Origin of the sequence: Alteromonas sp. 009811495 (genome assembly GCF_028865455.1) — a bacterium.
In the GTDB taxonomy this organism is placed as follows: Bacteria; Pseudomonadota; Gammaproteobacteria; order Enterobacterales; family Alteromonadaceae; genus Alteromonas.
In genome coordinates this window covers 4,011,949-4,037,666 of the sequence record NZ_CP113972.1, presented here as the reverse complement: position 1 = coordinate 4,037,666, position 25,718 = coordinate 4,011,949, and the positions used below count along the sequence as shown (strand labels likewise).

25 protein-coding genes are annotated in these 25,718 nt (G+C 45.4%); 18 read left to right on the top strand and 7 right to left on the bottom strand.

All coding sequences use genetic code 11. From position 1 onward, the window contains the following. Positions 1-25: 25 nt before the first annotated feature. The 5 genes from OZ660_RS18125 to rsd form a co-directional block, all read right to left on the bottom strand. Positions 26-1,222: an OmpA family protein gene (locus OZ660_RS18125; protein ID WP_274741905.1), complete on the bottom strand. Its 1,197-nt coding sequence runs from the start codon at positions 1,220-1,222 to the stop codon at positions 26-28. Positions 1,223-1,324: 102 nt separating this feature from the next. Then, on the bottom strand, positions 1,325-1,762 hold the full coding sequence (locus OZ660_RS18120) for a secondary thiamine-phosphate synthase enzyme YjbQ (protein ID WP_226431970.1): 438 nt from the start codon (positions 1,760-1,762) through the stop codon (positions 1,325-1,327). Continuing rightward, positions 1,752-2,216, bottom strand: a complete 465-nt coding sequence (locus OZ660_RS18115) for a chemotaxis protein CheX (protein ID WP_202262751.1) — start codon at positions 2,214-2,216, stop codon at positions 1,752-1,754. The genes OZ660_RS18120 and OZ660_RS18115 overlap by 11 nt, the downstream gene beginning before the upstream one ends. Continuing rightward, the gene (locus OZ660_RS18110) at positions 2,206-2,679 is read right to left on the bottom strand and encodes a transcriptional repressor (RefSeq protein WP_202262750.1); all 474 of its coding nucleotides are present in this window, start codon (positions 2,677-2,679) and stop codon (positions 2,206-2,208) included. The genes OZ660_RS18115 and OZ660_RS18110 overlap by 11 nt, the downstream gene beginning before the upstream one ends. 54 nt (positions 2,680-2,733) lie before the next feature. Continuing rightward, positions 2,734-3,180 (bottom strand): sigma D regulator, encoded by a 447-nt coding sequence (gene rsd / locus OZ660_RS18105; RefSeq protein WP_274741904.1) that lies wholly within the window; start codon positions 3,178-3,180, stop codon positions 2,734-2,736. A gap of 211 nt (positions 3,181-3,391) precedes the next feature. Here rsd and nudC point away from each other — a divergent pair, with 211 nt between their 5' ends. The 3 genes from nudC (at position 3,392) to OZ660_RS18090 (ending at position 6,213) form a co-directional block, all read left to right on the top strand. Continuing rightward, positions 3,392-4,225 carry an NAD(+) diphosphatase gene (nudC, locus tag OZ660_RS18100; protein ID WP_202262748.1) on the top strand — a complete coding sequence of 278 codons (834 nt, stop codon included), beginning with the start codon at positions 3,392-3,394 and terminating at the stop codon, positions 4,223-4,225. A 269-nt stretch (positions 4,226-4,494) separates the two neighbouring features. Continuing rightward, entirely contained in the window at positions 4,495-5,586 is a 1,092-nt protein-coding gene (gene hemE / locus OZ660_RS18095; protein WP_202262747.1) for a uroporphyrinogen decarboxylase, read from the top strand. Positions 5,587-5,610: 24 nt separating this feature from the next. Then, complete coding sequence (locus tag OZ660_RS18090; protein WP_274741903.1) at positions 5,611-6,213, top strand: hypothetical protein; 603 nt, start codon at positions 5,611-5,613, stop codon at positions 6,211-6,213. Positions 6,214-6,223: 10 nt separating this feature from the next. Here the strand turns inward: OZ660_RS18090 and queG are convergent, their stop codons facing one another. Next, positions 6,224-7,366, bottom strand: coding sequence for a tRNA epoxyqueuosine(34) reductase QueG (gene queG, locus OZ660_RS18085; RefSeq protein ID WP_274741902.1), 1,143 nt, complete (start codon positions 7,364-7,366; stop codon positions 6,224-6,226). A 6-nt stretch (positions 7,367-7,372) separates the two neighbouring features. Between queG and OZ660_RS18080 the strand changes: the two genes are divergently transcribed. From OZ660_RS18080 to OZ660_RS18015, 14 genes are all read left to right on the top strand, one after another. Beyond that, a complete protein-coding gene (locus tag OZ660_RS18080; protein WP_274741901.1) occupies positions 7,373-8,872 on the top strand; it encodes an NAD(P)H-hydrate dehydratase in 1,500 nt (499 codons plus the stop codon). A 74-nt stretch (positions 8,873-8,946) separates the two neighbouring features. Beyond that, the gene (gene tsaE / locus OZ660_RS18075; protein ID WP_202262743.1) at positions 8,947-9,429 is read left to right on the top strand and encodes a tRNA (adenosine(37)-N6)-threonylcarbamoyltransferase complex ATPase subunit type 1 TsaE; all 483 of its coding nucleotides are present in this window, start codon (positions 8,947-8,949) and stop codon (positions 9,427-9,429) included. 63 nt (positions 9,430-9,492) lie between these two features. After that, positions 9,493-10,836, top strand: a complete 1,344-nt coding sequence (locus OZ660_RS18070) for an N-acetylmuramoyl-L-alanine amidase (RefSeq protein WP_274741900.1) — start codon at positions 9,493-9,495, stop codon at positions 10,834-10,836. A gap of 121 nt (positions 10,837-10,957) precedes the next feature. Further along, positions 10,958-12,721, top strand: a complete 1,764-nt coding sequence (mutL, locus tag OZ660_RS18065; protein WP_274741899.1) for a DNA mismatch repair endonuclease MutL — start codon at positions 10,958-10,960, stop codon at positions 12,719-12,721. 1 nt (position 12,722) lies between these two features. Then, positions 12,723-13,658 (top strand): tRNA (adenosine(37)-N6)-dimethylallyltransferase MiaA, encoded by a 936-nt coding sequence (gene miaA, locus OZ660_RS18060; RefSeq protein ID WP_274741898.1) that lies wholly within the window; start codon positions 12,723-12,725, stop codon positions 13,656-13,658. A 78-nt stretch (positions 13,659-13,736) separates the two neighbouring features. Continuing rightward, positions 13,737-13,985, top strand: coding sequence for an RNA chaperone Hfq (gene hfq, locus OZ660_RS18055; RefSeq protein ID WP_014951092.1), 249 nt, complete (start codon positions 13,737-13,739; stop codon positions 13,983-13,985). Between the two features lie 17 nt (positions 13,986-14,002). Further along, positions 14,003-15,292 carry a ribosome rescue GTPase HflX gene (gene hflX, locus OZ660_RS18050; RefSeq protein ID WP_226431979.1) on the top strand — a complete coding sequence of 430 codons (1,290 nt, stop codon included), beginning with the start codon at positions 14,003-14,005 and terminating at the stop codon, positions 15,290-15,292. Positions 15,293-15,359: 67 nt separating this feature from the next. Continuing rightward, positions 15,360-16,511 carry an FtsH protease activity modulator HflK gene (gene hflK, locus OZ660_RS18045; RefSeq protein WP_202262738.1) on the top strand — a complete coding sequence of 384 codons (1,152 nt, stop codon included), beginning with the start codon at positions 15,360-15,362 and terminating at the stop codon, positions 16,509-16,511. A gap of 6 nt (positions 16,512-16,517) precedes the next feature. Further along, a complete protein-coding gene (hflC, locus tag OZ660_RS18040; protein ID WP_202262737.1) occupies positions 16,518-17,399 on the top strand; it encodes a protease modulator HflC in 882 nt (293 codons plus the stop codon). Between the two features lie 289 nt (positions 17,400-17,688). Then, a complete protein-coding gene (locus OZ660_RS18035) occupies positions 17,689-19,290 on the top strand; it encodes an AbgT family transporter (protein WP_274741897.1) in 1,602 nt (533 codons plus the stop codon). A 244-nt stretch (positions 19,291-19,534) separates the two neighbouring features. After that, the gene (gene hemH, locus OZ660_RS18030; protein ID WP_274741896.1) at positions 19,535-20,614 is read left to right on the top strand and encodes a ferrochelatase; all 1,080 of its coding nucleotides are present in this window, start codon (positions 19,535-19,537) and stop codon (positions 20,612-20,614) included. 28 nt (positions 20,615-20,642) lie between these two features. Then, the gene (locus tag OZ660_RS18025) at positions 20,643-21,050 is read left to right on the top strand and encodes a DUF4112 domain-containing protein (protein ID WP_226431980.1); all 408 of its coding nucleotides are present in this window, start codon (positions 20,643-20,645) and stop codon (positions 21,048-21,050) included. Between the two features lie 106 nt (positions 21,051-21,156). Continuing rightward, positions 21,157-22,797, top strand: coding sequence for an acetolactate synthase large subunit (locus tag OZ660_RS18020; protein ID WP_274741895.1), 1,641 nt, complete (start codon positions 21,157-21,159; stop codon positions 22,795-22,797). 42 nt (positions 22,798-22,839) lie between these two features. Next, entirely contained in the window at positions 22,840-24,270 is a 1,431-nt protein-coding gene (locus OZ660_RS18015; RefSeq protein ID WP_202262732.1) for an aldehyde dehydrogenase family protein, read from the top strand. A 30-nt stretch (positions 24,271-24,300) separates the two neighbouring features. Here the strand turns inward: OZ660_RS18015 and OZ660_RS18010 are convergent, their stop codons facing one another. After that, entirely contained in the window at positions 24,301-24,660 is a 360-nt protein-coding gene (locus OZ660_RS18010; protein ID WP_202262731.1) for a DUF2237 family protein, read from the bottom strand. A gap of 102 nt (positions 24,661-24,762) precedes the next feature. On the opposite strand from OZ660_RS18010, the gene ubiG reads away from it, so the two are divergent. After that, positions 24,763-25,515 (top strand): bifunctional 2-polyprenyl-6-hydroxyphenol methylase/3-demethylubiquinol 3-O-methyltransferase UbiG, encoded by a 753-nt coding sequence (gene ubiG / locus OZ660_RS18005; protein WP_274741894.1) that lies wholly within the window; start codon positions 24,763-24,765, stop codon positions 25,513-25,515. Positions 25,516-25,718: the final 203 nt, after the last annotated feature.

Here is a 25,718-nt window from a genome sequence, read left to right as displayed (position 1 = left end):
CCTTTTTTATTATCTCGTTACTGACTTATTTTTCTTCAGCAACTTTAACTGTACCTTTAACCGTCACTGAGATACGACGGTTAACACGGTGCGCTTCTGCGTTGTTCGCTGTGTCTAGTAGTTGTGACTCACCGTAACCTACCGTTTCAAGGCGAGATGAATCGATACCGTACATGTCTACCATTACTTCTTTGAAGCTAGCTGCGCGACGCTCTGAAAGGTCCATGTTGTATGCTTCAGCACCGGGTGCAGAAGTGTGACCTTCGATTACCGCAGTAGTAGACGGATATTCTTTCATGAATTGTGCAAATTCAGAAATTTCTGGATCTTTAGGCATTTTAACAACAGCACTTTCGTTATCGAAAAGAACGCGTAGTGTAATTTCTACGGTTTCTTCGTCAAACAAAGTACAACCTTTCGCATCAACTTTAACGCCAGCTGGTGTGTCAGGGCACATGTCTTTGCTGTCTACAACGCCGTCGTTGTCTGCATCTTTAAGTGCACAACCTGTTGCGTCAACTTGTGTGCCTGCTGGGGTGTTAGGACACTGATCAACGTTGTTTAGTACGCCGTCATTGTCGTTATCTACCGAGCAACCTGTAGCGTCAACACGAACACCTGCTGGTGTCATTGGGCACTGGTCTTTATTATCCATTACGCCATCGTTGTCGCTGTCTTTAGGCGCAGATGGAGTACGCTGACCGAAAGGGATCGCTAGACCAACTTTTACGCTGTAATCGTTGTAGTCTTCACCGAAATCATGATACGCCGCTACTTCTGTAATTAGTTTTACATTTTCGTGGATGTTCCAGTGTTTACCAATACCTAAATTACCCAGAGTAGTAGATTCAAGAACAGCCTGGCGCTTAACACCACCAAATAGGTACCACATGTCGTCTGGTAGGAAGTACATAGCGTCAACGCCAGTCATTTCACCACTTTCGTCGCCTGCGGCAGAGTAGTCTAAGTCTAGTGCAGTAAATTCAACACGCGCAGCCCAGCTTTGCGTAAAGCGGAAGCCGTATTCGAAAGTAATACCTTGACCGTTATCAATAGTACCGCCTTGCGTTAACTCAAGTGGACGTGATTCGTCAGTATTATAATACATACCTGAAATACCGCCCCAGCTTTGATATGCTGGTTCTGATGAGTCCTGTGCAAAGGCATTAGTTGAGGCCATTACCGCTAACGATAGCGCTGCCATTTTGAATTGTTGTTTCATAGTCACATCCTGTTTAACGTTGAGTGATTATCGATTTTGATAATTTTATAGTTTGTGCTTGGTTAAATTAACCAGCACAAATTGTGCCATTTATAATATGGGCTATGATGCAATCCCTTGTAATGTGGCTACAATTGTTCGTCTACCACCATGATCTCGGTGTTCACCGAGCATGATACCCTGCCATGTGCCCAGCGCAAGTCTGCCTTGCTGAACGGGTATGGTAATTTGGCACCCTAGTATACTTGATTTTATATGCGCTGGCATATCATCTTTTCCTTCATATGTATGGGTATAAAGGGAAAGCTCCTCTTTGACGCTGTAATTAAAAAAGGCTTCCATATCTTGGCGAACAGTAGGATCTGCATTTTCATTAATGGTTAAGCTCGCACTTGTGTGTTGAAGCCATAAGTGGAGCAAGCCCACTTCCACGTCTCTAATATATGGAAGTGCGGCAATAACATCGTCAGTTATTAGGTGAAATCCTCGGGGGTAACTGGGCAGTGTAATTTTTTCAGACTGCCAGAAATTATTTGTCAAAGCAGATTTCCAAATGCGCTAAGCCTTCATCGCACATAAATGGCAAAATGATTTTTGCTCCGTCAACCTGATGACTTATGGTGTGCTGCTTGCCTGATACTACGATTGGCGTAGCCATACCGAATTCATAGCCTCGCTCTGCGAGATCGCGCTTTGCGTTGCCGCAAATCATGTTGGTAACCTCACCAACCATATCGCCTACTTCAGCGTCTAACTTTTCTGGGCGCTCCCCTACCATGCGTTCCATGATAGTTAAGGCTAGCGCTTCATCAAATGTAATAGACATTGAGCCTCGAACGTTGGGACCAACCATACCGATAAGACCTGATACGTCACCTTTGGCAACGTCACTTTGCTTACGCTTGGGTTTACCAGGCGTCAGTTTAGTTTGCGCCATGGTTTCCATTACATTCAGTAAACCAGAAATGAACGGGTTCACAAAATCAGCATTCATGTACATTCTCCTTAAGAGATGAGTCTTCCGTTTTTTGGCAATCAGCGCATAGGCCGTGTGCTTCTATTGTTTGTTTTGATACTCGAAAACCATGCTGTTGAGCTTGGTTTTCCAAGGTCTCTTGAAGACCTTCAGATTGAATTTCTGCCACATCGCCGCAGCTATCACAGATCAGAAATTGCACTGGGTGATTACACCCAAAGTGGTAACATGCAACGAATGCGTTTGTAGATTCCAATCGATGAATAAAGCCGAAGTCGAGCAAAAAATCTAATGCGCGATATACGGTAGCGGGTTTAGCGCTTGATTCTGTTTCTTTCAGTGAGTCGAGAAGCTCATAAGCGCCCATCGGGCCGTGCTTTGAAACGAGAATTTCGTACACTTTCTCTCGAAGCGGAGTGAATCGTGCACCGCGCTGTTCGCAATATGCGCGGGCTTTGTGGATAAGTGTGGTTTTATTCATGAATTGAAACCGTAAACTCGACTTTCATTGTTATAATAAAGCGCCATGTATGGATCACGCTTTGTGCGTGTGTACGTGAGCAATTAGTTCATCTTCAAGGGCGAACCGCTCCTCGAGTGTTTCCCCAAGCGTTGCAAGTGCAACATCAAAACCCGATGCTTGTTCTGCGCTAACTGCTTCTGCAAATTTATCATTAAACGACAGCGCGGCGTCAGTAGTTTTTGTCAATTGAGGGTAAAGATCTTCTTTTAATTGCTGCCCTTTTTCGTCGTTTTCGACAAGTAATTCGAATATTTCAAAGTGTCCAGCAGACAAATAGTCCAAAAGCGCACTACAAAAATCAGAAATTTTATCCGCATCAGGTAGGCATTCGGTTTGTTGATTAATGCCCGCTAAACTGCAATACGACACTAACAACGCCTGCCTTTCAAGCAACCATTTATCTATAACGTGGCTCTTTCCGCCCCATTTCGATTTAACGCTTTCCAATTGCTGCAACATGATTATTTTGCTACCTGCCTAGCGATATTCTTGATCAGTATAACACTGTGCCATAGCGACACAAATTTTGCGCACAATATCCTCACTATCACGCCAATTACTGTCTCAATTTTGAGACATGTAAGAGTATGGCAATTCTTTTGCTCAATACAAAGATAAATGGGCGCTAATTATATGTTATCGTGATGAAATTAGATGTGAGGTAACGACAATGATGATACGACAGGACGAAAGCCGTTTAAAAACGCAAAAAGCAATGTGGGTGGTTTTCAGCCGTGGAAAGTTAGTGGTTGATGCAAAGTCACAAATGCTCCCTGTAGCCCACTTGACGGAACTACCGTTTTTGTCGTCTTACATTGATGATATTCATCAGCTTCCCCCGTTGAACGAGAGTGCGCATCAGGAGTTACCTGTTTTTGTAGTCGATATGGGGGCTGAGCATTTAGAGGCTGCAGAGTGGGAGCGTGTTTCCCTAAGACAGTTGCTGGTTAGTGCACAGGATATTGCTTTTTCAGTCATTGGAAGGGCTTGGCAGTACACGCATTTCCTACGTACTCATCAATTTTGTGGTCAATGTGGCGCGAAAGCAGAACGTGTTGATTGGGAAATGGCAATGCACTGTCACCGTTGTCAGCATCGCAGCTACCCACGCGTGTCGCCTTGTGTGATTGTATCTATCCACAATAACGAACAAATCTTATTGGCAAAAGGCGTACGCCATAAAGAAGCCAATATGTATTCAACACTAGCGGGATTTGTCGAAAGTGGCGAGAGCCTTGAAGAAGCAGTCCATCGAGAGATTTTTGAAGAAGTTGGCGTAAAGGTAAAAAACTTGCGTTACTTTAACAGTCAGCCTTGGCCATTTCCCCATTCACTCATGGTTGGCTTTATTGCTGAATACGCAGGGGGAGAGATTCGCTGTCAGGAAAATGAAATAGACGACGCACAGTGGTTTGATATTGATAGGTTGCCAAATATTCCACCTAAAGTGTCGATTGCAGGCCAACTCATTGCAGAAACGGTGTCGCTAATTGGCAACAAATAAAAAACCCTGCCGAAGCAGGGTTTCAATAAGATTAGCACGGTCCCGTGTAGGGCTTCTTTTTAGTTAACGTGTATAGTAATAGCAAACACTCACTTTAAGTGCAAGTTACAAATTCAAGTATTATTCGTCTTTATTTGTCGACAGTATGTCGCAAGTCAAATTTTTTCCATTAGGTTTTAGCACACGCCGTGAATAATACTGGTATACTCCCGCGTTCAGGCTGCTATTGCCTTTTGTCTATTCTATCTACAGTTATTTAGGTGAGCTATATGTCGCAAAATATTCCCAGTGTTGATAAACCCGCGTTGAAGAACGATCGTTATTTACGTGCGTTACTTAAACAGCCGGTTGACATGACACCCGTATGGATGATGCGACAGGCTGGACGTTACTTGCCAGAGTATAAAGCGACACGCGCAGTTGCAGGTGACTTTATGTCTTTATGCAAAAATGCTGAATTAGCTTGCGAAGTGACACTGCAACCACTGCGTCGTTATCCCCTTGATGCCGCCATTTTGTTTTCAGATATTCTTACAATCCCTGATGCTATGGGGCTAGGGTTATATTTTGAAACTGGCGAAGGTCCTCGTTTTAAAAACCCGATTACGTGTAAAGCAGACGTAGATAAAATTGGTTTGCCCGATCCAGAGGGTGAATTGCAATATGTGATGAATGCTGTTCGTACTATTCGTCGAGAATTAAAAGGTGAAGTACCGCTAATCGGTTTTTCTGGTAGTCCGTGGACGTTGGCGACCTATATGGTTGAAGGCGGTTCAAGCAAAGCGTTTACCAAAATCAAGAAAATGGCTTTTGCGGAGCCAGCAACCCTTCATGCGCTTCTTGCAAAACTTGCTGACTCAGTTACTGAATACCTTAACGCGCAAATTGCAGCTGGCGCGCAGTCTGTAATGGTATTTGACACGTGGGGTGGTGTGCTATCACCGCGTGACTACAAAGAATTTTCTTTGCAATACATGGAACGCATTGTAAATGGTCTTACACGCGAAAGCGAAGGGCGTAAAGTGCCAGTAACCTTGTTTACCAAAAACGGTGGAATGTGGCTTGAATCTATTGCTGCAACAGGTTGTGACGCGGTTGGCCTTGACTGGACAATCGATATTAAAGAAGCCCGCGCACGTATTGGCGATAAAGTGGCTTTGCAGGGCAATATGGACCCGTCAATGCTTTACGCACCTGCAGCTCGAATTGAAGAAGAAGTAGGCTCTATCTTAGCGGGTTATGGAGAAGGTACTGGGCATGTCTTCAACTTAGGACACGGTATCCACCTTGACGTTCCGCCAGAAAACGCCGGTGTATTTGTCAATGCAGTTCACAAATTAAGCCAGCAGTACCACAAATAAGTACTAAGGCAACAAGGAAACTGGATGAAGCGGTGGTTTTTACTATTGTTGGTGGCCTTTATTGGGGTAGCGGGATATAAATTTTCTAGCTACCAGCATCAGCTTAGTGAGTCTAAAGCAGAAAAAGAGCGTCTAACTTCGGTGCTAGAACGCTCTCGCGCCACCGATACCAGTGATCTTAAGGTCATCAAAGCAGCGCCTAAATTACTTGCGAACTCAGCAGACAGTAAGTCTACTGGATTGAGTGATGAGCCTTTGCATTTGTCAGGCCCTCAATTGAGCGCAAATGCTGAAGCGTCTGCTATTGAAATATTGTTAGATTCAGATATTGAAACCTCGTTAACGCACTTCTTCGCCAATCATCCTCACAGCGAAGATGTGGTGCTGGAAAAGATCGAATGCTTATCGGGTCTGTGCGAAGTGGTTGGCAGCTACAATAAGAGTGAAAAGGAGCTATCTGAACTCGTTAACGCCTTACAAGCTGAACCTTGGTGGCAATTTACTTCTCCTGTACTCAAAACTCAGTTGGCTCAACGTGGCGTGAAGGTGAATTTGACGTTTTCGGCTAAACAGGCAAGTGAAGATAAAGTGATTGCACATTCACAGCCTGCTGTGACAGCAGGTTAGCTACTGGGCTTTAAGCGTCGCGAGGTAACCCCTTTTCAATCGCTCTTATTAAACGTTTCTGCTGACGGGTCGCATCTGTCTCGCTACTGGCTTTTGTTTGTTGCTGCGCGAGCGCCCAGTCAATATGCCGGTCTACTAAATCACTTACCATACCCCGACGTTGTATTAAAAGTTGTATGCTCATTTCATTAAAAGGGGCATTACCTAGCGCTACCGCAATATTTCGTTGCCATTTTTCGTAGCCTATGCGTCTGATAGGTGAGCCTTCTGTATTAGCCAAAAACGTTTCTTCTGACCAACTAAATAGCGTATTTAAGGACTTTCCATGAAGAACTTGGCGAGGGTGGAAATCTTCTTCGGTGGTAATATCGCTAAAACGGTTCCACGGACAAATTAATTGGCAATCGTCACACCCATAAATCCTATTACCCATACTCGGCCTGAGTGCTTCGGGAATGTCGCTATCTGACTCTATCGTTAAATAGGAAATGCAGCGCCTAGCGTCTACTTTATAAGGCGCAACAATCGCGTTGGTTGGGCAGATTGTCATGCAGGCCGTGCACGTACCACAATTTTCTTCAACAGGGGTATCTACGGGCAGCGGCAAGTTGATGAAAAGCTCCCCTAAAAAGAACCAAGAGCCTGCATCTTTGTTAAGTGTCAGGCTGTGCTTTCCTGTCCAGCCGATGCCTGCTTTTTCAGCAATAGCGTGCTCAAGAACGGGGGCTGAGTCTACAAAAGGCCTATACTGAGTATCAGATAATGCGTTGGTGATTTTTTCGCCCAGTTGCTTGAGCCTTTTGCGTAGCACTTTATGGTAGTCGCGACCAAGCGCGTAGCGGCTGATGTAGCCGATGTCAGGACTATTCAAATGCTTAGCGAAAGAGGCATCAGGCGGAAGGTAATTCATTCTTACGCTGATTACGCGCAAGGTTCCAGGAACCAGTTCGTCAGGTCGCGCGCGTTTCATTCCATGACTTTCCATGAATGTCATGTCACCGTGATAGCCTGCGTCTAACCACGCTTGTAAATGGGCCTCGTGCTGATGCAGATCAATATCACTGATACCAACTTGCTGAAAGCCTAGCGCTACACCCCAAGCCTTGATATTGTTTGTTAATTCAACGAGGTCGATGGAATTAATTGCGGACATTTGCTCATGCTAGATACTCAACTCACGTCAAGTTTATCATACAAACTATTTAGAGCCGATCAGGTTCGTGAAAACGAAGCCCAAGCTGCCGCAGATTCTAACTGCGATATGTTTACGTTAATGCAGCGCGCTGGCGATGTTGTTTTTAAACAATGCCAAGAGCTGATGCCTAATTCTGATGTTTATTTGGTTCTGGTCGGTCAGGGCAACAATGCGGGAGACGGCTACATAGCGGCAATGAATGCCAAATTAGCGGGTAAGCAGGTGCATTTGTGCGCGGTCGAGCCACAACGAATTCTAGAAGGTGATGCTGGCAAAGCTCAGCAGCGTTGGTGTGATGCAGGCGGAAAGATTAGCGCTTTTGAATCACACATACTTGAAAAGGCGGATGTGGTTATCGATGCACTGTTGGGAACGGGTATCAACAGTTATATCCGCAACGAGTTCGCCGATATTATTGATGCCCTGAATGCCTCGTCGACCCCCGTGGTGAGTGTCGATGTACCATCAGGACTAGATGCAAATACAGGGCAGAGCCTAGGGCGCTGTGTCCAAGCTGATATCACAGTCACTTTTGTTGGTATTAAGCCAGGTCTTGTAACCGGAGCAGGTAAACAATCTTGTGGCAAGCTTGTTTATGCTGATTTGGGAATAGGTAAGGCGTTTCAATCCCTCGCTAAAGCCAGTGCAACGATGCTTAACATTGATCACTTTAAAGGCATGGGGCCTCGCGAAATCAATAGCCATAAAGGCACTTACGGCAGGCTTCTGTGCATTGGTGGTAATAGAGGTACGGCGGGAGCTATTCGCTTAGCGGGAGAAGCTGCACTTCGCAGTGGAGCTGGAATGGTACGCGTGTATACCCATGAGTCTTCGGTTGTGCAAGTGAGTGCAGGGCGTCCTGAACTTATGGTAACAGACTCACACCTAACTGATGCGCTTGAATGGGCAAGTTGTGTTGTAATAGGCCCTGGACTTGGTCAAGACGACTGGGCTAACGCTACATTCGAAATGACGCTTAAGCATTGTCAAACCCATAACAAGCCTGTGGTTATTGATGCCGATGCTTTGAATATATTGTGTAAGCAGTCAACGGCTTACACCATAGCAGACAGCATTCTTACACCACATGCAGGCGAGGCGGCCCGTCTACTTGGCGTTTCAGTCGATGATGTAGAAGGTGACCGCTTTAATTACGCTAGGCAATGCTCTCAGCGCTACCACGCGGTTTGCGTACTAAAAGGGGCTGGAACGTTAATCGACAACGAAAAGAAGACATGGGTATGCCGCCATGGCAATCCGGGCATGGCTACAGCGGGTAGTGGCGATGTACTCAGTGGTATATTAGGTGCTTTACTGGCACAAGGCGTCGAAACCGATATTGCTGCTAAATATGGTGTAGTGCTGCATGCAAAGGCAGGTGACGATATTGCCCAACTTTATGGGCAACGTGGTATGATAGCGAGCGATTTATTTGACGCAGTACGTGCACTGATTAATCACTAACTTTCGTGATATTCCCTCAAAAGGGGTGGCATTGACTGTGTTTTTCGGATTTTTAACACTGTGGAATATTGTCGATGTCATACCCGCAAACCTCTTTTTTCGCTAACGAAGTAGATGATACCGCGCAGCTTGCCAAAGACCTTGCGCAAGCTGTTTCCAGTCAACTTCCAACCGATGCTGTTATTTTTTTGAATGGCGATTTAGGGGCGGGCAAAACCACTTTCAGTCGTTATTTTATTCAATCACTCGGCCATTCAGGTAGCGTTAAAAGTCCAACCTATACACTGGTTGAACCTTATGAGCTAGAAAGCGTCAATATTTATCATTTTGATCTATACCGATTGGCCGACCCTGAAGAACTTGAGTTCATGGGGATCCGTGACTACTTCACAAGTGGCGCGATAGCGTTAGTAGAGTGGTCAGAAAAAGGTGGGGAATACTTGGCATCCCCTGACTTAGTGATTAGTATAAATATTACACCGTCTGGTAGGCAGTTCACTATCGAAGCTAAAAGTGCACATGGCGCAAAATTGTTACAGCAATGCAAGCGTGTGTAGCGGGTAAGTGTTGAGAATCACATAATAAGAAAAGCGAAAAGCAAAAGAGCATGAAGGCATAATATGGTGCGTAGTATATTTTCGGTAATGCTTTTGTGGGTTGTTGTGCATATGGCACATGCGGCCCAGAATACCATTGATAGTGTAAGGGTATCACCATCATCCGACACCACGCGCGTTGTGTTTGATATGAAGTACGCGCCGGAATTCACGTATTTCACGCTTAAAAATCCTCAGCGATTAGTCATCGATTTACCTAACACCAATAATAACTTTTCACTGTCAAATGTTGATAACGGCGGCGACCTCATAAAACGTCTTCGTTATTCCACGCCAAAAAATAAAAGTGCGGCACGTGTGGTTATTGAGCTTAATCGCCAAGCGACGCCTTCTCTTTTCGCTATTACACCGGCAGGCGCTTTTGGTCACCGTCTTGTACTTGATTTGGCCGACAGTGAGCCTAATCGTACTGCTGTATTAACAGCATCAGCTCCATCAGTAGTGATTGATGATAAAACGAGTCCACGAGATAGCGATATCATCGTTGCGATTGATGCGGGGCACGGCGGTAGAGATCCAGGTTCAATAGGACCGGCAGGTACGTTTGAAAAACACATTACGTTAAGTGTGGCCAAAAAGCTGCAGGCAATGATTAACGCAGAGCCTGGCATGAAAGCGATTATGACGCGTAGCAACGATTCGTATATTTCACCCAATAGACGACCTGAAATTGCGCGAGAGAAAAAAGCCGACTTGCTAATTTCAATTCACGCAGACGCCTTTAGTCAGCCAGAGCCGCGAGGTGGCTCCGTTTGGGTGTTATCTATGAGAAGAGCTGACACAGAGCTTGGTCGCTGGCTAGAAAAATCAGAACGACATGCTGAATTATTAGGTGGCGCTGCTGAAGTTATCAATGATAAATCAAGCGAGCGCTATCTCACAGAGACCATTCTAGGACTGTCCATGGATCACAGCATGGCGAGCAGTCATGATTTAGGAAACAAGGTGGTTGATGAGCTAAAGAAGGTGACAAGTCTTCATAAAAGAAAACCTCAGGCAGCCAGTTTTGCCGTGCTGACTGCGCCGGATATTCCATCTATCTTGGTTGAGTTAGGCTTTATTTCTAATCCTCAGGAAGAGAAAAACCTCAACTGGTCAAAGTATAGAGAGCGCTTGGCCAAAGCGGTGTTTACTGCAACGAAGCAATATTTTAAGCAGACGCCTCCAGATGGTACACTGTGGGCGCAAGAGAAAGCGAATAACAGAACGCATAAAGTACGTAGTGGTGAGTCACTTTCACTGCTGGCACAGCGCTATAACGTTAAAGTGAGCAGTATCAAAGCGGCGAACGACCTAAATAGCGATGTGGTGAGGGTTGGTCAGGTATTGACTATTCCTAGAACCTAACGCGTTTTTATTTCGGTCAAAGTCATCTTCGTTTTACCAAAGTTCGTGTTCGTTTCAGTGCATTGCGTGCAAGACGGCGCGATTGCGTTGTATCAATTAAATCATTTTTTAGGGTAAGCCATTGCCTATACAGCTTTTATCTCCGCAACTTGCCAACCAAATTGCCGCCGGAGAGGTGGTAGAGCGTCCTGCATCTGTTGTGAAAGAACTCTTAGAAAACAGCTTAGATGCTGGTGCAACCAAAATTGAAGTGGACATTGAAAAAGGTGGGCACAAACGAATACGCATCAAAGATAACGGCTCTGGTATAGTCAAAGACGAGTTGCAATTGGCGCTAAGTCGCCATGCAACAAGCAAGATCACTACTCTTGATGACTTAGAGCAAATATTGTCACTGGGTTTTCGCGGCGAAGCGTTAGCCAGTATTAGTTCGGTTAGCCGTCTTACTTTAACGTCGCGCACGCAAGCGCAAACTGAAGCTTGGCAAGCGTATTGTGAAGGCCGCGATATGGCAGTAAATGTGCAACCAGCGGCGCATCCCGTAGGCACAACAATTGATGTTGCCGATCTCTTCTATAACACGCCAGCAAGAAGAAAGTTCTTACGCACTGAAAAAACCGAGTTTCAGCACATTGAAGAGGTTATTAAGCGTATTGCACTGAGTTATCCGAGTGTTTCATTTATTCTAAAGCACAACGATAAGGTGATTAAGCGCTACATCGCTGACAAAGCGGGAAGCCTAGCCACGCGAATTGGCGCGGTTGTTGGACAAAAGTTTATACAGAATGCCGTGCATATTAACACGCAATATGAAGGTATTAGTATTGATGCTTGGCTGGGTAATGAAACTATGCTGCGCAGTAGTAACGATTGCCAATTTAGCTTCGTTAACGGTCGAGGTATGCGCGATAAGCTGATTATGCACGCCATCCGTCAAGCCTATGAAAGTGTTTGGGGGGTTATAGAACAGCCTAGTTTTGTTGTGTATTTGTCGTTGAGTCCAAGAGATGTGGACGTGAATGTACATCCCGCAAAGCATGAAGTGCGATTCCAGCAGGGCAGGCTTGTTCATGACTTTATTTGCAAAACGGTCAGTGAGGCGCTTCACGCGCTCACCGATGATTTACCGTTAACTGACGATTTACATCAGACAAGTAGACCAACACAAGGTGTATTGGCAGGAGATGTGGCTCACGACTACATAAGACCTCTTAAAACACAGTCGTCAGGCACGTCATCTCAAGGGGCAAATGCGCGTATAGGTTCGAGTCGTCCTATTTCTAGCGCCAAAGGGCCTACTGCGGCTTACCAAACGAATTATTCAGCATTAATGACGCCAAAAAGCGACATTTTGTCCCAAAGCACGGGGAAATTGAACGCTATTGAGTGCATCAACCTCAATCCGACATTACGTTTGTACTCACAAGAAGACAAACTTTTCCTAATTGGTGTGGAAAAACTTGCAAGTATCTGGTTGGGCGAACTATTTTTAAAAGCACAACATGGACAACCGCTGCTAATGCCAGTTGCGTTGGAATATGATGGTGTAAAAGAAGAAAACTTAGCCCTATTGAAAGCACTGCATTTTGATATCAATAAGGTGGCTGGCAAGCTTCGTCTTCAACAAGTGCCCGCTGGCACACGTCACTTACCGTGGATTAAGTGGTTTAGTCATATGTTGTCTTTAGATGTGACTAGTGTTGAGACAGCTCACGCTCAGATTTCTTCGCTGATTTCCTTACCAGCACATGACATTGATGATGAGACTGCAACTCAAGTGTGGTACTGGTTGGAGCAGCAAAGCGAAGCGAAACAATGGGAATATATATTGCAATTTGCTAAAGTTCGCCCCATTAGTGAAGTGCTTGATGTATGGGGAGAATAATATGTCTAGTGGCATAAATTCTGCATCGCCTGTGATAGCAATTATGGGCCCTACCGCATCGGGTAAAACAGGTCTGGCACTAGATATTGCTAAGCAGGTAGACAGTGAGATTATTAGTGTCGATTCGGCCCTTGTTTATAAAGGTATGGATATCGGTACTGCGAAGCCGACAGTCGAGGAACAAGCTGGAGTTGTACATCATTTGATCGATATAATCGATCCTGCAGAGAGTTACTCTGTGTCGCAATTTGTCAACGATACCAATAAGTTAATTGGTGAAATCTTCGAAAGAGGAAGGCAACCAATCTTGGCGGGTGGCACAATGATGTACTTTAATGCCTTGATAAATGGAATTTCGCCACTACCTAAGTCGGATGAGGCATTGCGAGAAGCAATCAACGAACAGGCATTACGCGAGGGATGGGACAAATTACATGACGAATTATGTCGTGTTGACCCTGTTAGTGGTGAGAGAATTCACCCTAATGATCCACAGCGTATTACCCGAGCGCTTGAGGTGTTCCGCTCTACGGGTAAGACCTTGACCGACTGGCAACAGCAGCAAGGTGAAAGATGCCCGTATAATATCGCTCAATTTGCAATTGCACCGCAAGACAGAGCCGTATTGCATAAGCGTATTGCCGAGCGCTTCGACATTATGTTGAAGCAAGGCTTTGAGCAAGAAGTACAAGAACTCTACGAACGGAGTGATCTTCACCAAGATTTACCTTCTATACGTTCTGTGGGTTATAGACAAATGTGGCAGTACTTAGACGGAGAGTTGTCGTATGCAGAGATGCGTGAACGCGGCATTATTGCAACCCGCCAACTCGCGAAACGTCAGCTCACGTGGTTAAGGGGCTGGGAGAACGTTACTTGGCTAGACACATTTGCTAACGATAATTTGACTAAAATTACAGCGAAAGTCACACTTTAAATGTTGGAGTGTGGTATACATTAGACGTGCAGTGGTGGTGTAAGGACCGCCGCGAATAATAAAAACTAAGGATATCAAATGGCTAAAGGGCAATCTTTACAAGACCCATTCTTAAACGCTTTGCGTAAGGAACGTATTCCAGTATCAATTTATCTGGTAAACGGTATTAAACTTCAGGGACAAGTTGAGTCTTTCGACCAATTCGTCATTTTGCTGAAGAACACGGTAAGCCAAATGGTGTACAAGCATGCAATTTCTACAGTGGTACCAGCGCGCGCTATTACCATGCCAAGTGCAGGAGATTCTGAAAATACTAAAGGTGAATAAATTAAAAGGTAACGCGCTTGTTTGACCGTTATGAAGCCGGTGAACAGGCTGTACTTGTTCATGTAAATTTTTCCGACGAGAACAGTAAAGAAGACTTAAGTGAGCTTGAACTTCTTGTGTCTTCTGCTGGGGTTGATGCGGTTGAAGTGATTACTACGTCACGCAGTGCACCGCATGCCAAGTTCTTTGTTGGTTCAGGTAAGGCAGAGGAAATAGCAGCTGCTGTAAAGGCACACGATGCCAATGTTGTTATTTTTAACCACGCGCTCTCTCCTTCGCAGGAGCGTAATCTAGAAGCCGTGTGTAAATGCCGAGTGTTAGATCGCACGGGGCTTATCTTAGACATTTTCGCTCAGCGAGCGAGAACGCATGAGGGTAAGCTTCAAGTCGAACTGGCTCAGTTGAGGCATATCTCAACGCGTCTCATCAGAGGATGGACCCACCTTGAGCGTCAAAAAGGGGGTATTGGTCTTCGTGGTCCTGGTGAAACGCAGCTAGAAACAGACCGTCGATTACTTCGAGGGCGTATCAAAGCCATTCTTCGTCGTTTGGAGAAGGTACAGAAGCAGCGCGAACAAGGTCGTCGTTCGCGTAAGCGTGCTGAAATTCCTACGGTATCCTTAGTTGGCTATACGAACGCGGGTAAATCAACGTTGTTTAACACCATTACCGATTCTCACGTTTATGCAGCTGATCAGTTGTTTGCAACTCTTGACCCTACATTACGCAAAATCGAATTAAAAGACGTTGGGCCAGCCATATTGGCTGACACGGTAGGTTTTATTCGACATCTTCCTCATGATCTTGTGGCTGCGTTTAAGGCAACGCTTCAAGAAACGCAAGAGGCCGACCTTTTGCTACATGTTGTCGACATTGCAGATGCGAAATATCGCGAGACAATGGATGAAGTGAACGATGTTCTTGAAGAAATTGACGCTTCAGAGATACAACAATTACTAATCTGTAATAAGATTGATAAACTGGACGATGTTAATCCACGTATAGAAAGAAATGACGAGGGCGTGCCTGTTCGTGTGTGGCTATCTGCGCAAACAGGAGAAGGCACTGAGTTGTTGAGCCAAGCGTTGACCGAATGTCTCGGTAAAAGCATGGTTAATTACACGTTGAAGATTCCGCCAGCCCAAAGTCGAATACGTGGTGTGTTATACGAGCTAAACTGTATAGCAAGTGAAGAATACGACAGTCAGGGCGACTGGGTAGTTGATGTCAGAATGCCTACAGCCGACTGGAACAGACTTGAAAAACGTCTGGAAAACGGAATATCAGAGTATGTTGTGCGACATTAGTCTAGGCTAGACCTAGGTAATGGTTGCGTAATTCAAAAAATATAACAGTAATCTATGGAGTATCAGCATGGCTTGGAATGAGCCGGGTGGCAATAATAATGACCCGTGGAAAAATCGCGGTGGGAAAGAGCAAGGTCCCCCTGATTTAGACGATGTATTTAAAAACTTGTTCGGCAAGTTTGGTAAATCTGGCGGTAACGGTAATGGCTCAGGTAAAAGCCTAAGCGGTATCGGGGCTGGTATTCTTGTAGTCTTGCTTATTGTCATTTGGGGTGTTAGCGGTTTTTACACCATTCGCGAAGCCGAGCGTGGCGTAGTGTTGCGATTTGGCGAATACCACCAACAAGTTGAACCAGGTCTTCGTTGGGCTCCTACGTTTGTAGATACTGTGATTCCTGTGGATGTGCAGTCTATTCGCGATCAGTCTTCATCGGGTTCAATGCTTACCGAAGATGAAAACGTCGTTAGTGTGCAAATGGAAATGCAGTACCGTGTTGTTGATCCATACCGCTGGACGTTTGCTGTAGAAAGCCCAGAGCAGAGCCTTAGTCAATCATTAGATAGTGCGATACGTTATGTAGTGGGTCATTCAAAAATGGATGACGTACTTACTGATGGACGTGAGGTGACCCGTCAACGTGTTTGGGAAGAGCTTCAAGCCATCATTGAACCATATGACATGGGGGTTTCTATTATCGACATGAACTTCCGTGACGCACGCCCACCTGAGCAGGTGAAGGACGCGTTTGATGATGCCATTGCTGCCCAAGAAGATGAGCAGCGATTTATCCGCGAAGCTGAAGCGTATGCCAGAGAGATTGAGCCGCGTGCACGTGGTCAGGTCAATCGCATGAACGAAGAAGCACAAGCGTATAAAGAGCGCGTAACACTTGAAGCGCAAGGTGAAGTAGCCCGCTTTGATGAACTTCTGCCACAGTATGAGAGAGCGCCGCAAGTAACTCGCGACCGTATTTACCTTGAGACGATGGAAGAAGTATTAGGCAGCACCAGCAAAATTTTGGTGGATAGCAAAGGCGGCAACAATATGATGTATCTTCCATTAGATAAGATAATGGAACGTCAACAATCAAATACGACTACCCGCTCTCGCAATACCCTAGAAGGGCTTCAAGATCCAGTGACTGACGTTTCTGGTCGAAGCCGCAATTCGTCACCATCATCGGGTCTACGCGGTGATAGCTTCAGAGAGGGGAGATAATTAGCTATGAAGAATTTACTTATTGCAGCAGCAGTTCTTCTTGTTTTACTTGCTTCAGGCTCTTTGTTTGCAGTGAAAGAAGGTGAGCGTGCCATTGTTATTCAATTTGGTAAAGTGCAGCGTGATAACGAAACGGGCGACACGAAAGTGTTCACACCTGGTCTTCACTTTAAATTGCCGTTTATTGATTCGGTACGTGTGTTAGATGCACGTATTCAGACGTTGGATGGAACTCCAGATCGCTTTGTTACCAGCGAGAAAAAAGACCTTATTGTCGATTCTTACGTAAAATGGCGTATAGATGATTTTGCGCGTTACTACTTGTCTACCGGCGGCAACAAACTTCAGGCTGAAGCCTTGTTAAAGCAGAAAGTAAACAATGGTTTGCGTTCGGAATTCGGTACACGCACCATTGCACAAATCGTATCAGGTGAGCGTTCTGCATTGATGAACCAAGCGATGGAGCAAGCGGCGACCTCGTCTGATGAACTGGGTATTGAAATTGTAGACGTTCGTGTTAAGCAAATTAACTTACCAACAGAGGTGAGTAATTCAATATTCCAGCGTATGCGCGCAGAGCGCGCCGGTGTGGCACGTGAACACCGTTCAGAAGGCCAAGAGCAAGCAGAGGTTATTCGCGCAAATATCGATGCAAAAGTAACGGTTATGCTTGCTGATGCAGAGCGTAATGCTCGACAACTTCGCGGTGAAGGTGATGCGCTTGCAGCACAGATATACGCAGATGCATATTCTAAAAACGCTGATTTTTATAGCTTCCTTCGCAGTATGGATGCCTACAAGAAGAGCTTTAATAGTAAGCAAGACGTGATGGTTATTGCACCTGACAGTGAATTCTTTAAGTATATGAATCAGTCAAAAGGCAATTAATTGCATTTGTGCACGTAAATTTCAAAAAGCCAGTCTTTATGACTGGCTTTTTTGTATCTGTCATTTCTTGTTAAGCTGCTGTTTTTATGAAAAAAAGAGAGGGTTAGGATAAGGAGGAGTAACAAGAGATACTGTTTCATTTCACCCTTTGACTGCCAAAATTGAATGAAATCGGGTAAAATACCATCGAATTTACGATAAAAGATGCACCACTGTTTGTACGAAGACACAGCCTTCCCAGCTTGTGAGTCGATGATGTAGGTGCTAAAAAAACGACAGAGGGAAAATTTTGACAACGGAAAACACAAATACAGTTTCTGCCGACAGTAACGGCGGAAAGGGTGGTTTATTCTCGCGATTTCTCGCTACGGTTGAATTTTTAGGGAACTTACTACCTCACCCAGTGACATTGTTTGCGCTATTAGCCGTGTTCATTGTAGTGCTAAGCGGTATTTTAGGTTACTTCGATATCGCGGTTGCAGATCCTCGTCCTGTAGGGGCAAAAGGCAGAGAAGCCAATGGCATGATTGAAGTTATTTCTTTGATGAGTGCTGAGGGCTTGCAACGGATAGTGACTGGTCTTGTGACTAACTTCACTGGGTTCGCACCTTTAGGGACCGTATTGGTTGCCTTATTGGGTGTGTCAGTCGCTGAGCATTCTGGCCTGTTATCTGCCGCTATGCGGGCATTAGTAATGAATGCCTCTCAGCGTGCTGTGACTTTTGCCATCGTATTTGCAGGTATTGTCTCTAATACCGCATCAGAACTCGGTTATGTAGTACTCATACCACTGGCTGCAATGATCTTTCATTCGCTGGGTCGACACCCGTTAGCGGGTCTCGCAGCTGCCTTTGCAGGCGTATCAGCAGGTTACAGCGCAAACTTACTACTCGGAACTGTAGACCCATTGCTGTCGGGTATTACTGAAGCAGCAGCACACATGATAGACCCCGATTATGTAGTGGGTCCTGAGGTGAATTGGTATTTTATGTTTATCAGCACATTCGTAATTGCGACCATGGGAGCGCTGGTTACGGAGAAAGTGGTGGAACCGCGCCTCGGTAAATTCGACGCATCAGAAGCATCGGTCGATTTGGGTAATCAGTCAATGGATGCACCCACTAATGTCGAGAAAAAAGGGTTGCGCTGGGCAGGTATTTCTTTTGCATTAGTGTGTGCGGTACTAGCACTCACTGTGGTGCCAGAAAATGGTATTTTACGTCATCCAGAAACGGGTGAAGTTGCCGGCTCTCCTTTCTTGAAGGGGATTGTTGCGTTCATTTTCATCACGTTTGCTATTCCCGGTTTTGTTTACGGTAAAGTCACCGGTTCAATGAAGAACGATAAAGACATCATTAATGCCATGTCGAAAAGCATGGGCGCAATGGGTCTTTATATCACCTTGGTATTTTTTGCGGCGCAGTTCGTGGCGTTTTTCAAATGGACTAACCTAGGTACCGTGCTTGCGGTAAAAGGCGCTGCGTTACTACAAGCTGCCGGTCTAGATGGTCCAGCTGTGTTTATCTTGTTTATCTTGATGTGCGGCGTTGTCAATTTATCTTTAGGTAGTGCATCGGCACAGTGGGCCGTAACCGCACCAATTTTCGTGCCTATGCTTATGCTGATTGGGTATGCACCTGAGGTAATACAAGCTGCGTATCGTATTGGCGACTCAGTAACGAACGTAATTGCTCCTATGATGAGTTACTTCGGTCTTATCCTTGCCATGGCCGCCCGTTACAAAAAAGACTTAGGAATGGGCACCCTAATCGCAATGATGCTGCCGTACTCGATGGTCTTTATCGTCGGATGGACATTGTTGTTCTATATCTGGGTATTCCTACTAGGCATGCCAGTTGGCCCAGGCGCGGCAACCTATTACCAGCCTTAGTTAAATAACACTTATAGTGACACGCGAAAGGCGGTGGTTGAGTAACCTCCGCCTTTTTTTGTTTTTTGTGAAAGCACCCAGTGGCTAATCGCTTCATTTGTACGTAGCAATCGCTTTATTTTCGCCGTGTAAAAGATCATAAGTCGTGGTATTTCAGTATACTATTACTTATTAAAGCGTTACTTATAGCAGATAAAGTAATAAAGCTAATTCACAGCGTAGTACTTCTCGGAATCAGTTTTCAATGAAATATAAATCTAACAAAGGGTTCTCCCACGGTCAGGCAGACAAGATAGGTGTGTTGGTTACTAATTTGGGTACACCAGAGGCGCCAACTAAACAGGCATTGCGCCCGTATTTAAAAGAGTTTCTTTCTGATCCTCGGGTTGTTGAAGTACCAAGAGCCATTTGGTGGTTTGTGCTAAATATGATCATTCTCAATATACGTCCCAAGCGTTCTGCTCATGCTTATTCGACCGTCTGGACTGACGAGGGGTCGCCATTGATGGCAATTACCAAAGCGCAAGCCAGTGCAATCGCTGAGCGCTGTAAAGCCACTTATGGTGATGATGTGGTTGTTGACTTTGCTATGCGCTATGGCAAACCTGCCATTTCCGATGTTCTCGACAATATGCTATCTCAAGGCGTGCGTAAGTTAGTCGTGTTACCTCTTTACCCCCAATACAGCGCTTCAACGACAGGCTCAACGTTCGATGCCATCGCCAAAGACTTTACGTCACGTCGCTGGCTACCAGAGCTTCGCTTTGTTAATCACTATAATGACAGAGAAAGCTTTATCAGCGCGCTGGCAAATAAAGTGAAAACACATTGGGAAGCACATGGACGGGCTGATAAGCTTATTTTGTCTTACCACGGCATACCAAAACGCTACTTGATGAACGGCGACCCGTATCATTGTGAGTGCCATAAAACATCCCGCTTGCTAGCGGAAAAGTTAGGTCTAAGTCACGACGAGTACATGACAACATTCCAATCGCGCTTTGGACGGGAAGAGTGGTTAAAACCCTATACCGATGAAACCCTCAAAGGGCTGCCTGAGAAAGGGGTCAAATCCATTCAGGTCATGTGCCCTGGTTTTTCTGCCGATTGCCTTGAAACCATTGAAGAAATTGGTGAAGAGAATCGCGAGTACTTTATGGAAGCAGGCGGGGAGCGCTACGAATACATTGAGGCGCTCAACAGCGACAAAGAACACATTGATGCACTGTTTGAAATTATCCAAGAAAACCTTAACGGTTGGACAGTTGAATCTGACAATGGATTACGCGCAGGTCTTGCAAGAGCACTGGGAGCCAGCAAGTAGCCATTGAACATTATGAAGGAAGAATGACATGGACGTTAAAGCGCCCAAAGCCCTGCTAAAGGCACAAAAAATGGCTAACTTACTTGATACGGCAGTAAAGCTACCGATTATACCCATTCGGGTGGGGTTAGACTCTCTCGTAGGCCTTATTCCCGGGGCAGGTGATGCGCTTATGTTGTTTGTGTCACTGAGAATTGTATGGCTTGGCAAGTCCATGGGAATGCCTAAGGCGCTCATTGCGCAAATGATTAAGAACTCAGCTATCGATTTTGGCTTGGGCTTCATACCTTTTATTGGCGATATTGCTGATATCTTCTACAAGGCTAATCAGAAAAACGTGCGGATTATGGAACGCTGGTGGATTAGCGAAAACAAGGCGAATGTCGACGCTGCTACGCAGGAAAAATTAGCACAATGGGAGTCTGAGAACAGATAACCTCTGAAGAAATGTCATAAAATTATCAATCGTTTTCTATACTGTAGGCGTAACAAAAGCGTGTTCACTTCTATCGAACTACCTCTCTACAAGGAGCGTGCAGTAAATGAAAGCGTCAGACCTATTTGTAAAAGCCCTAGAAGCAGAAGGTGTTGAATATGTATTTGGTATTCCAGGCGAAGAAAACCTCGACCTTCTAGAATCACTCCGTTCATCTTCCATAAAATTAGTACTTACACGCCATGAGCAGGGCGCAGGGTTTATGGCCGCCACTTACGGTAGGCTTACCGGTAAGGTGGGGGTATGCTTATCAACGCTAGGCCCAGGCGCAACAAACTTAGTTACTCCGGCAGCTTATGCACAATTAGGTGCAATGCCTATGCTGATGATAACGGGGCAAAAGCCCATAAAGACCAGCAAACAAGGCCGCTTTCAAGTCATAGATATCGTCGATATGATGAGGCCGATTACGAAGTTTACGACGCAAGTAGTCAGTGGCGATCGCATTCCTTCTACGGTGAGAGAAGCATTTCGCTTAGCTCACGAGGAGCGACCTGGTGCAGTACATATTGAATTACCCGAAGATATAGCAGCAGAGCAGACGTCTGCGCATTTACTTGAACCGAGCGTTTCCCGCAGGCCAATTGCAGAATATAAAGCTATTGCGCAAGCAATATCTATGATTGAAGAAGCTCAGTCGCCACTGCTACTTATTGGTGCAGGTGCAAATAGAAAGCTGACGGCAAAAATGCTGAGGGAGTTCGTTGATAAAACCTGTATTCCATTTGTCACCACTCAGATGGGTAAAGGCGTGTTAAACGAGAGCGACAAGCGCTTTGCTGGCAATACCGCACTATCGGATGGTGACTTCGTTCACCGCGCTATCGAGCGCGCAGACCTTATTATTAACGTAGGCCACGATGTTGTCGAGAAGCCGCCTTTCTTTATGCATCACAACGACAAACAGGTAATTCATGTGAATTTTGAGCCTGCTGCAGTTGACCCAGTTTACTTCCCGCAATTAGAAGTCGTCGGTGATATTGCCAATAGCATATGGCAAATTAAAGAAGGTATTACACCTCAAGAGGGCTGGAAACTCGACTTCTATCAAGATGTTCACGAAGCTTATGTCAATCACAGAGCCGAGGCCGAAGATGACAGTCGCTTTCCTATTTTACCTGAGCGCTTTGTGCGAGATATACGCAAGGTCATGCCCGACAACGGTATTGTGACGCTTGATAATGGTGTGTATAAAATTTGGTTTGCTCGAAATTATCCCGCATATCACCCTAATACTCTGTTACTCGATAACGCGCTCGCAACTATGGGGGCAGGGTTGCCCTCTGCGATTGCGGCGAAATTAGTCAAACCTGATGTCCCTGTGGTAAGTGTATGCGGTGATGGTGGATTCATGATGAACAGTCAAGAAATCGAAACTGCGGTGCGGCTTAAGCTCGACCTTGTTGTGATCATCTTGCGCGATGATGCGTACGGAATGATAAAGTGGAAACAAGCGAATATGCAGTTTGATGAATTTGGTTTGGATTATGGAAACCCCAATTTCGTTAAATATGCGCAGAGTTATGGTGCTCAAGGTTGGCGTGTTGATGATACTGATGTACTGATTCCAATGGTGGAAAAGTGTTTGAATACACCGGGTGTTCATATTATTGATTGCCCTGTTGACTACAGCATGAATGATGAAACTCTAAACCACACCATTAAAGCGCTCAGCGCTAAGCTGTAAAACGCAAATGCAAAGGCAAAGGCAGAGAAAAGGAGCCTAAACATGTTGAAGGACAGTTACCCGTATTACCTTGCGAGCGAAGCCCATTTCGCGAACACCGACTTAGACGTTACTAACAAATTTACCGGTGAAGTGGCGACGAAAGTAGCAATGGCTAACGCCGACACAATAGATAAAGCCATTGCGGCAGCAGAGCAAGCACAACCTGCAATGACGGCGATGGCACCCTACGAACGCCAAGCAGTACTTGAGCACTGTGTAAAGCGTTTTACAGAACGAGCTGATGAGCTAGCACAAGCCTTGTGTATCGAAGCGGGTAAGCCTATCAAGGATGCTAAAGGAGAAGTGAGCCGTCTTATTGATACGTTTAAAATTGCGGCCGAAGAATCTGTGCGCATAAATGGTGAGGTGGTTAATTTGGAGATTTCAGCCCGCGCCAAGGGGTATCAAGGGATGACCAAGAAAGTACCTATTGGACCCTGCTCGTTCATTTCTCCATTTAACTTTCCTTTAAATTTGGCTGCACATAAAGTTGCTCCTGCAATTGCGGCCGGCTGTACCTTTGTTTTAAAACCTGCCTCTCGCACACCTATCGGCGCGCTGATTATCGGTGAAGTACTTGCTGAAACAGATTTACCTAAAGGTGCATTCTCAATTCTGCCATGTAGCCGCGACGGGGCGGACTTATTCACAACGGATGAGCGCCTCAAACTGCTGAGTTTCACTGGGTCGCCAGATGTGGGTTGGGCACTAAAGGCAAAAGCGGGGAAGAAGCCAGTTGTACTTGAATTAGGTGGTAACGCAGCATGTATTGTCGATGAAGATGCCGATATTAAAGACGCCATAGAACGGGTAATCATTGGTGCATTTTACCAGTCTGGTCAAAGCTGCATTAGCGTTCAACGTTTACTTGTTCACAGCAGTATTTACGATGAGTTTAAACAACAATTCGTAGAGCAAGTCAAAGCGTTGGTATCGGGTGACCCATCCGACGAAGACACCTTCATTGGGCCAATGATTTCAGAAGGTGAAGCAAAACGCTTACACGGCTGGATAGAAGAGGCTAAAGATAAAGGTGCCACTATCCTGTGTGGAGGAACTCGCGATGGTGCGATGCTTGAGGCAACGGTTATGGAGAATGTACCAAAAGACTGTGATGCAAGCGCAGAAGAGGCATTTGGTCCACTCGCGATTTTAGTACCGTTTGATGATTTTGATGCGGCATTAGATGAAGTGAATAATAGCCGCTATGGTCTACAAGCAGGCGTATTTACGCGAGATTTATACAAAGCGCACAAAGCGTGGAACGTGTTAGATGTTGGCGGTGTAGTGATTGGCGATGTTCCTAGTTGGCGCGTAGATAATATGCCCTATGGCGGTGTCAAAGACTCGGGCTTGGGCCGAGAGGGCATCCGTTACGCGATAGAAGACATGACTGAAACTCGCCTAATGGTAATTCGAACCCCGCAATAACTCTCTTGCAGTAGGTGCTCAATGGATCACCTACTGCGCAGCGTACTCTTCCAATAGGGCTAACGGAATAATATCCAATGCCTTTTCATGCGTCGCTTCAAGACGCACTTTTGGCGCAACGCCCGCTTGGTAAGCTTGTAGCCATCTTGAAGCACATAAGCACCAACGATCACCGGCCAGCAGCCCTGGAAACTCCATACTTGGCCATGGCGTTATAAGATCGTTGCCTTGGCGTAATGAAAACTGCAAAAATTCATCAGTAACAACAGCGCATACACTGTGGTTGCCTACATCAGCATCGGGTACGTAGCAGAACCCTTCTCGTGTGAAGCCTGTATTTCCACAGCACAGTTGCAATGGTCGACCGTAGACATTTTTTGCGTTTGCCAAATCAAATACTCCTTTCACAACGTATTACTAGCTTTAGAATAACATAGTACTTCATGTGAGCCACATGGTAGCGATTGTATAACGTGCCAAGGAATAATTGATATGCTGGATAAGAGTCAAAAAACGGGGAGCGAGAATTTTTCTCGTGAGGAAGTCGCACGATTTGACGCACTTGCTGAAAGCTGGTGGGATCCAAAAGGGCAGTACAAAACTGCACTGGCATTTAATCAAGCGCGGTTAGAAGTCATAAAAACACAGATTGAGCGTCATTTTGGAATAAACAGCGTTGTTTCAGACTACAGCGCACTGTCAATTATTGATATTGGCAGTGGTGGTGGACTCATCAGTGAACCGCTAGCGAAACTCGGCGCCAAGGTCACCGGAATTGATGCAAGTGCAGTAAGTGTAGAAGTAGCTAAACGGCATGCGGCTAAAGAAGGCGTAAAGGTGACCTATAAACATATGCTGTCAAGCGATGTGGTCAAAGAACAGTCTCAGTACGATGTAGTGATTAATGCAGAGGTGGTAGAGCACGTTCCGGATCAGCAACAACTTATCAGGGAATGTGCGAGTATGGTTAAACCCGGTGGGTTACTCATATTAGCTACCTTAAATAGAACTGTTAAAAGTTATATCATCGCCATAGTAGGTGCCGAGTACGTTATGCGCTATCTACCTATAGGCACCCATGCTTGGCGCAAGTTTGTTAAACCTGCAGAGTTGTATAGCTGGATAGGCGATGCTTTTGAGCTTCATCACCAAATAGGCATGAAGTTGAATCCTTTTAAAGGTGAATGGGCTACAACGTCGAGCCTCGCCGTCAATTACATTCAAACCTATCGTCACAGAAAGTAATACGTTTACATTAGTTGTGTTTATGCAGTCTATGCACAACAAAAATAGTATGGTAGAGCATACTCAGCGGATACAGTTAACAAACTGATTTACAATGACTTTGAAAAAATAGGGTGCGAAAAATTTGAGCAATACGACACCGCGCGTCTAATTTGTGTCGCATCAAATGTTGATCTTTACATTGTGTTTACATAATTATAACA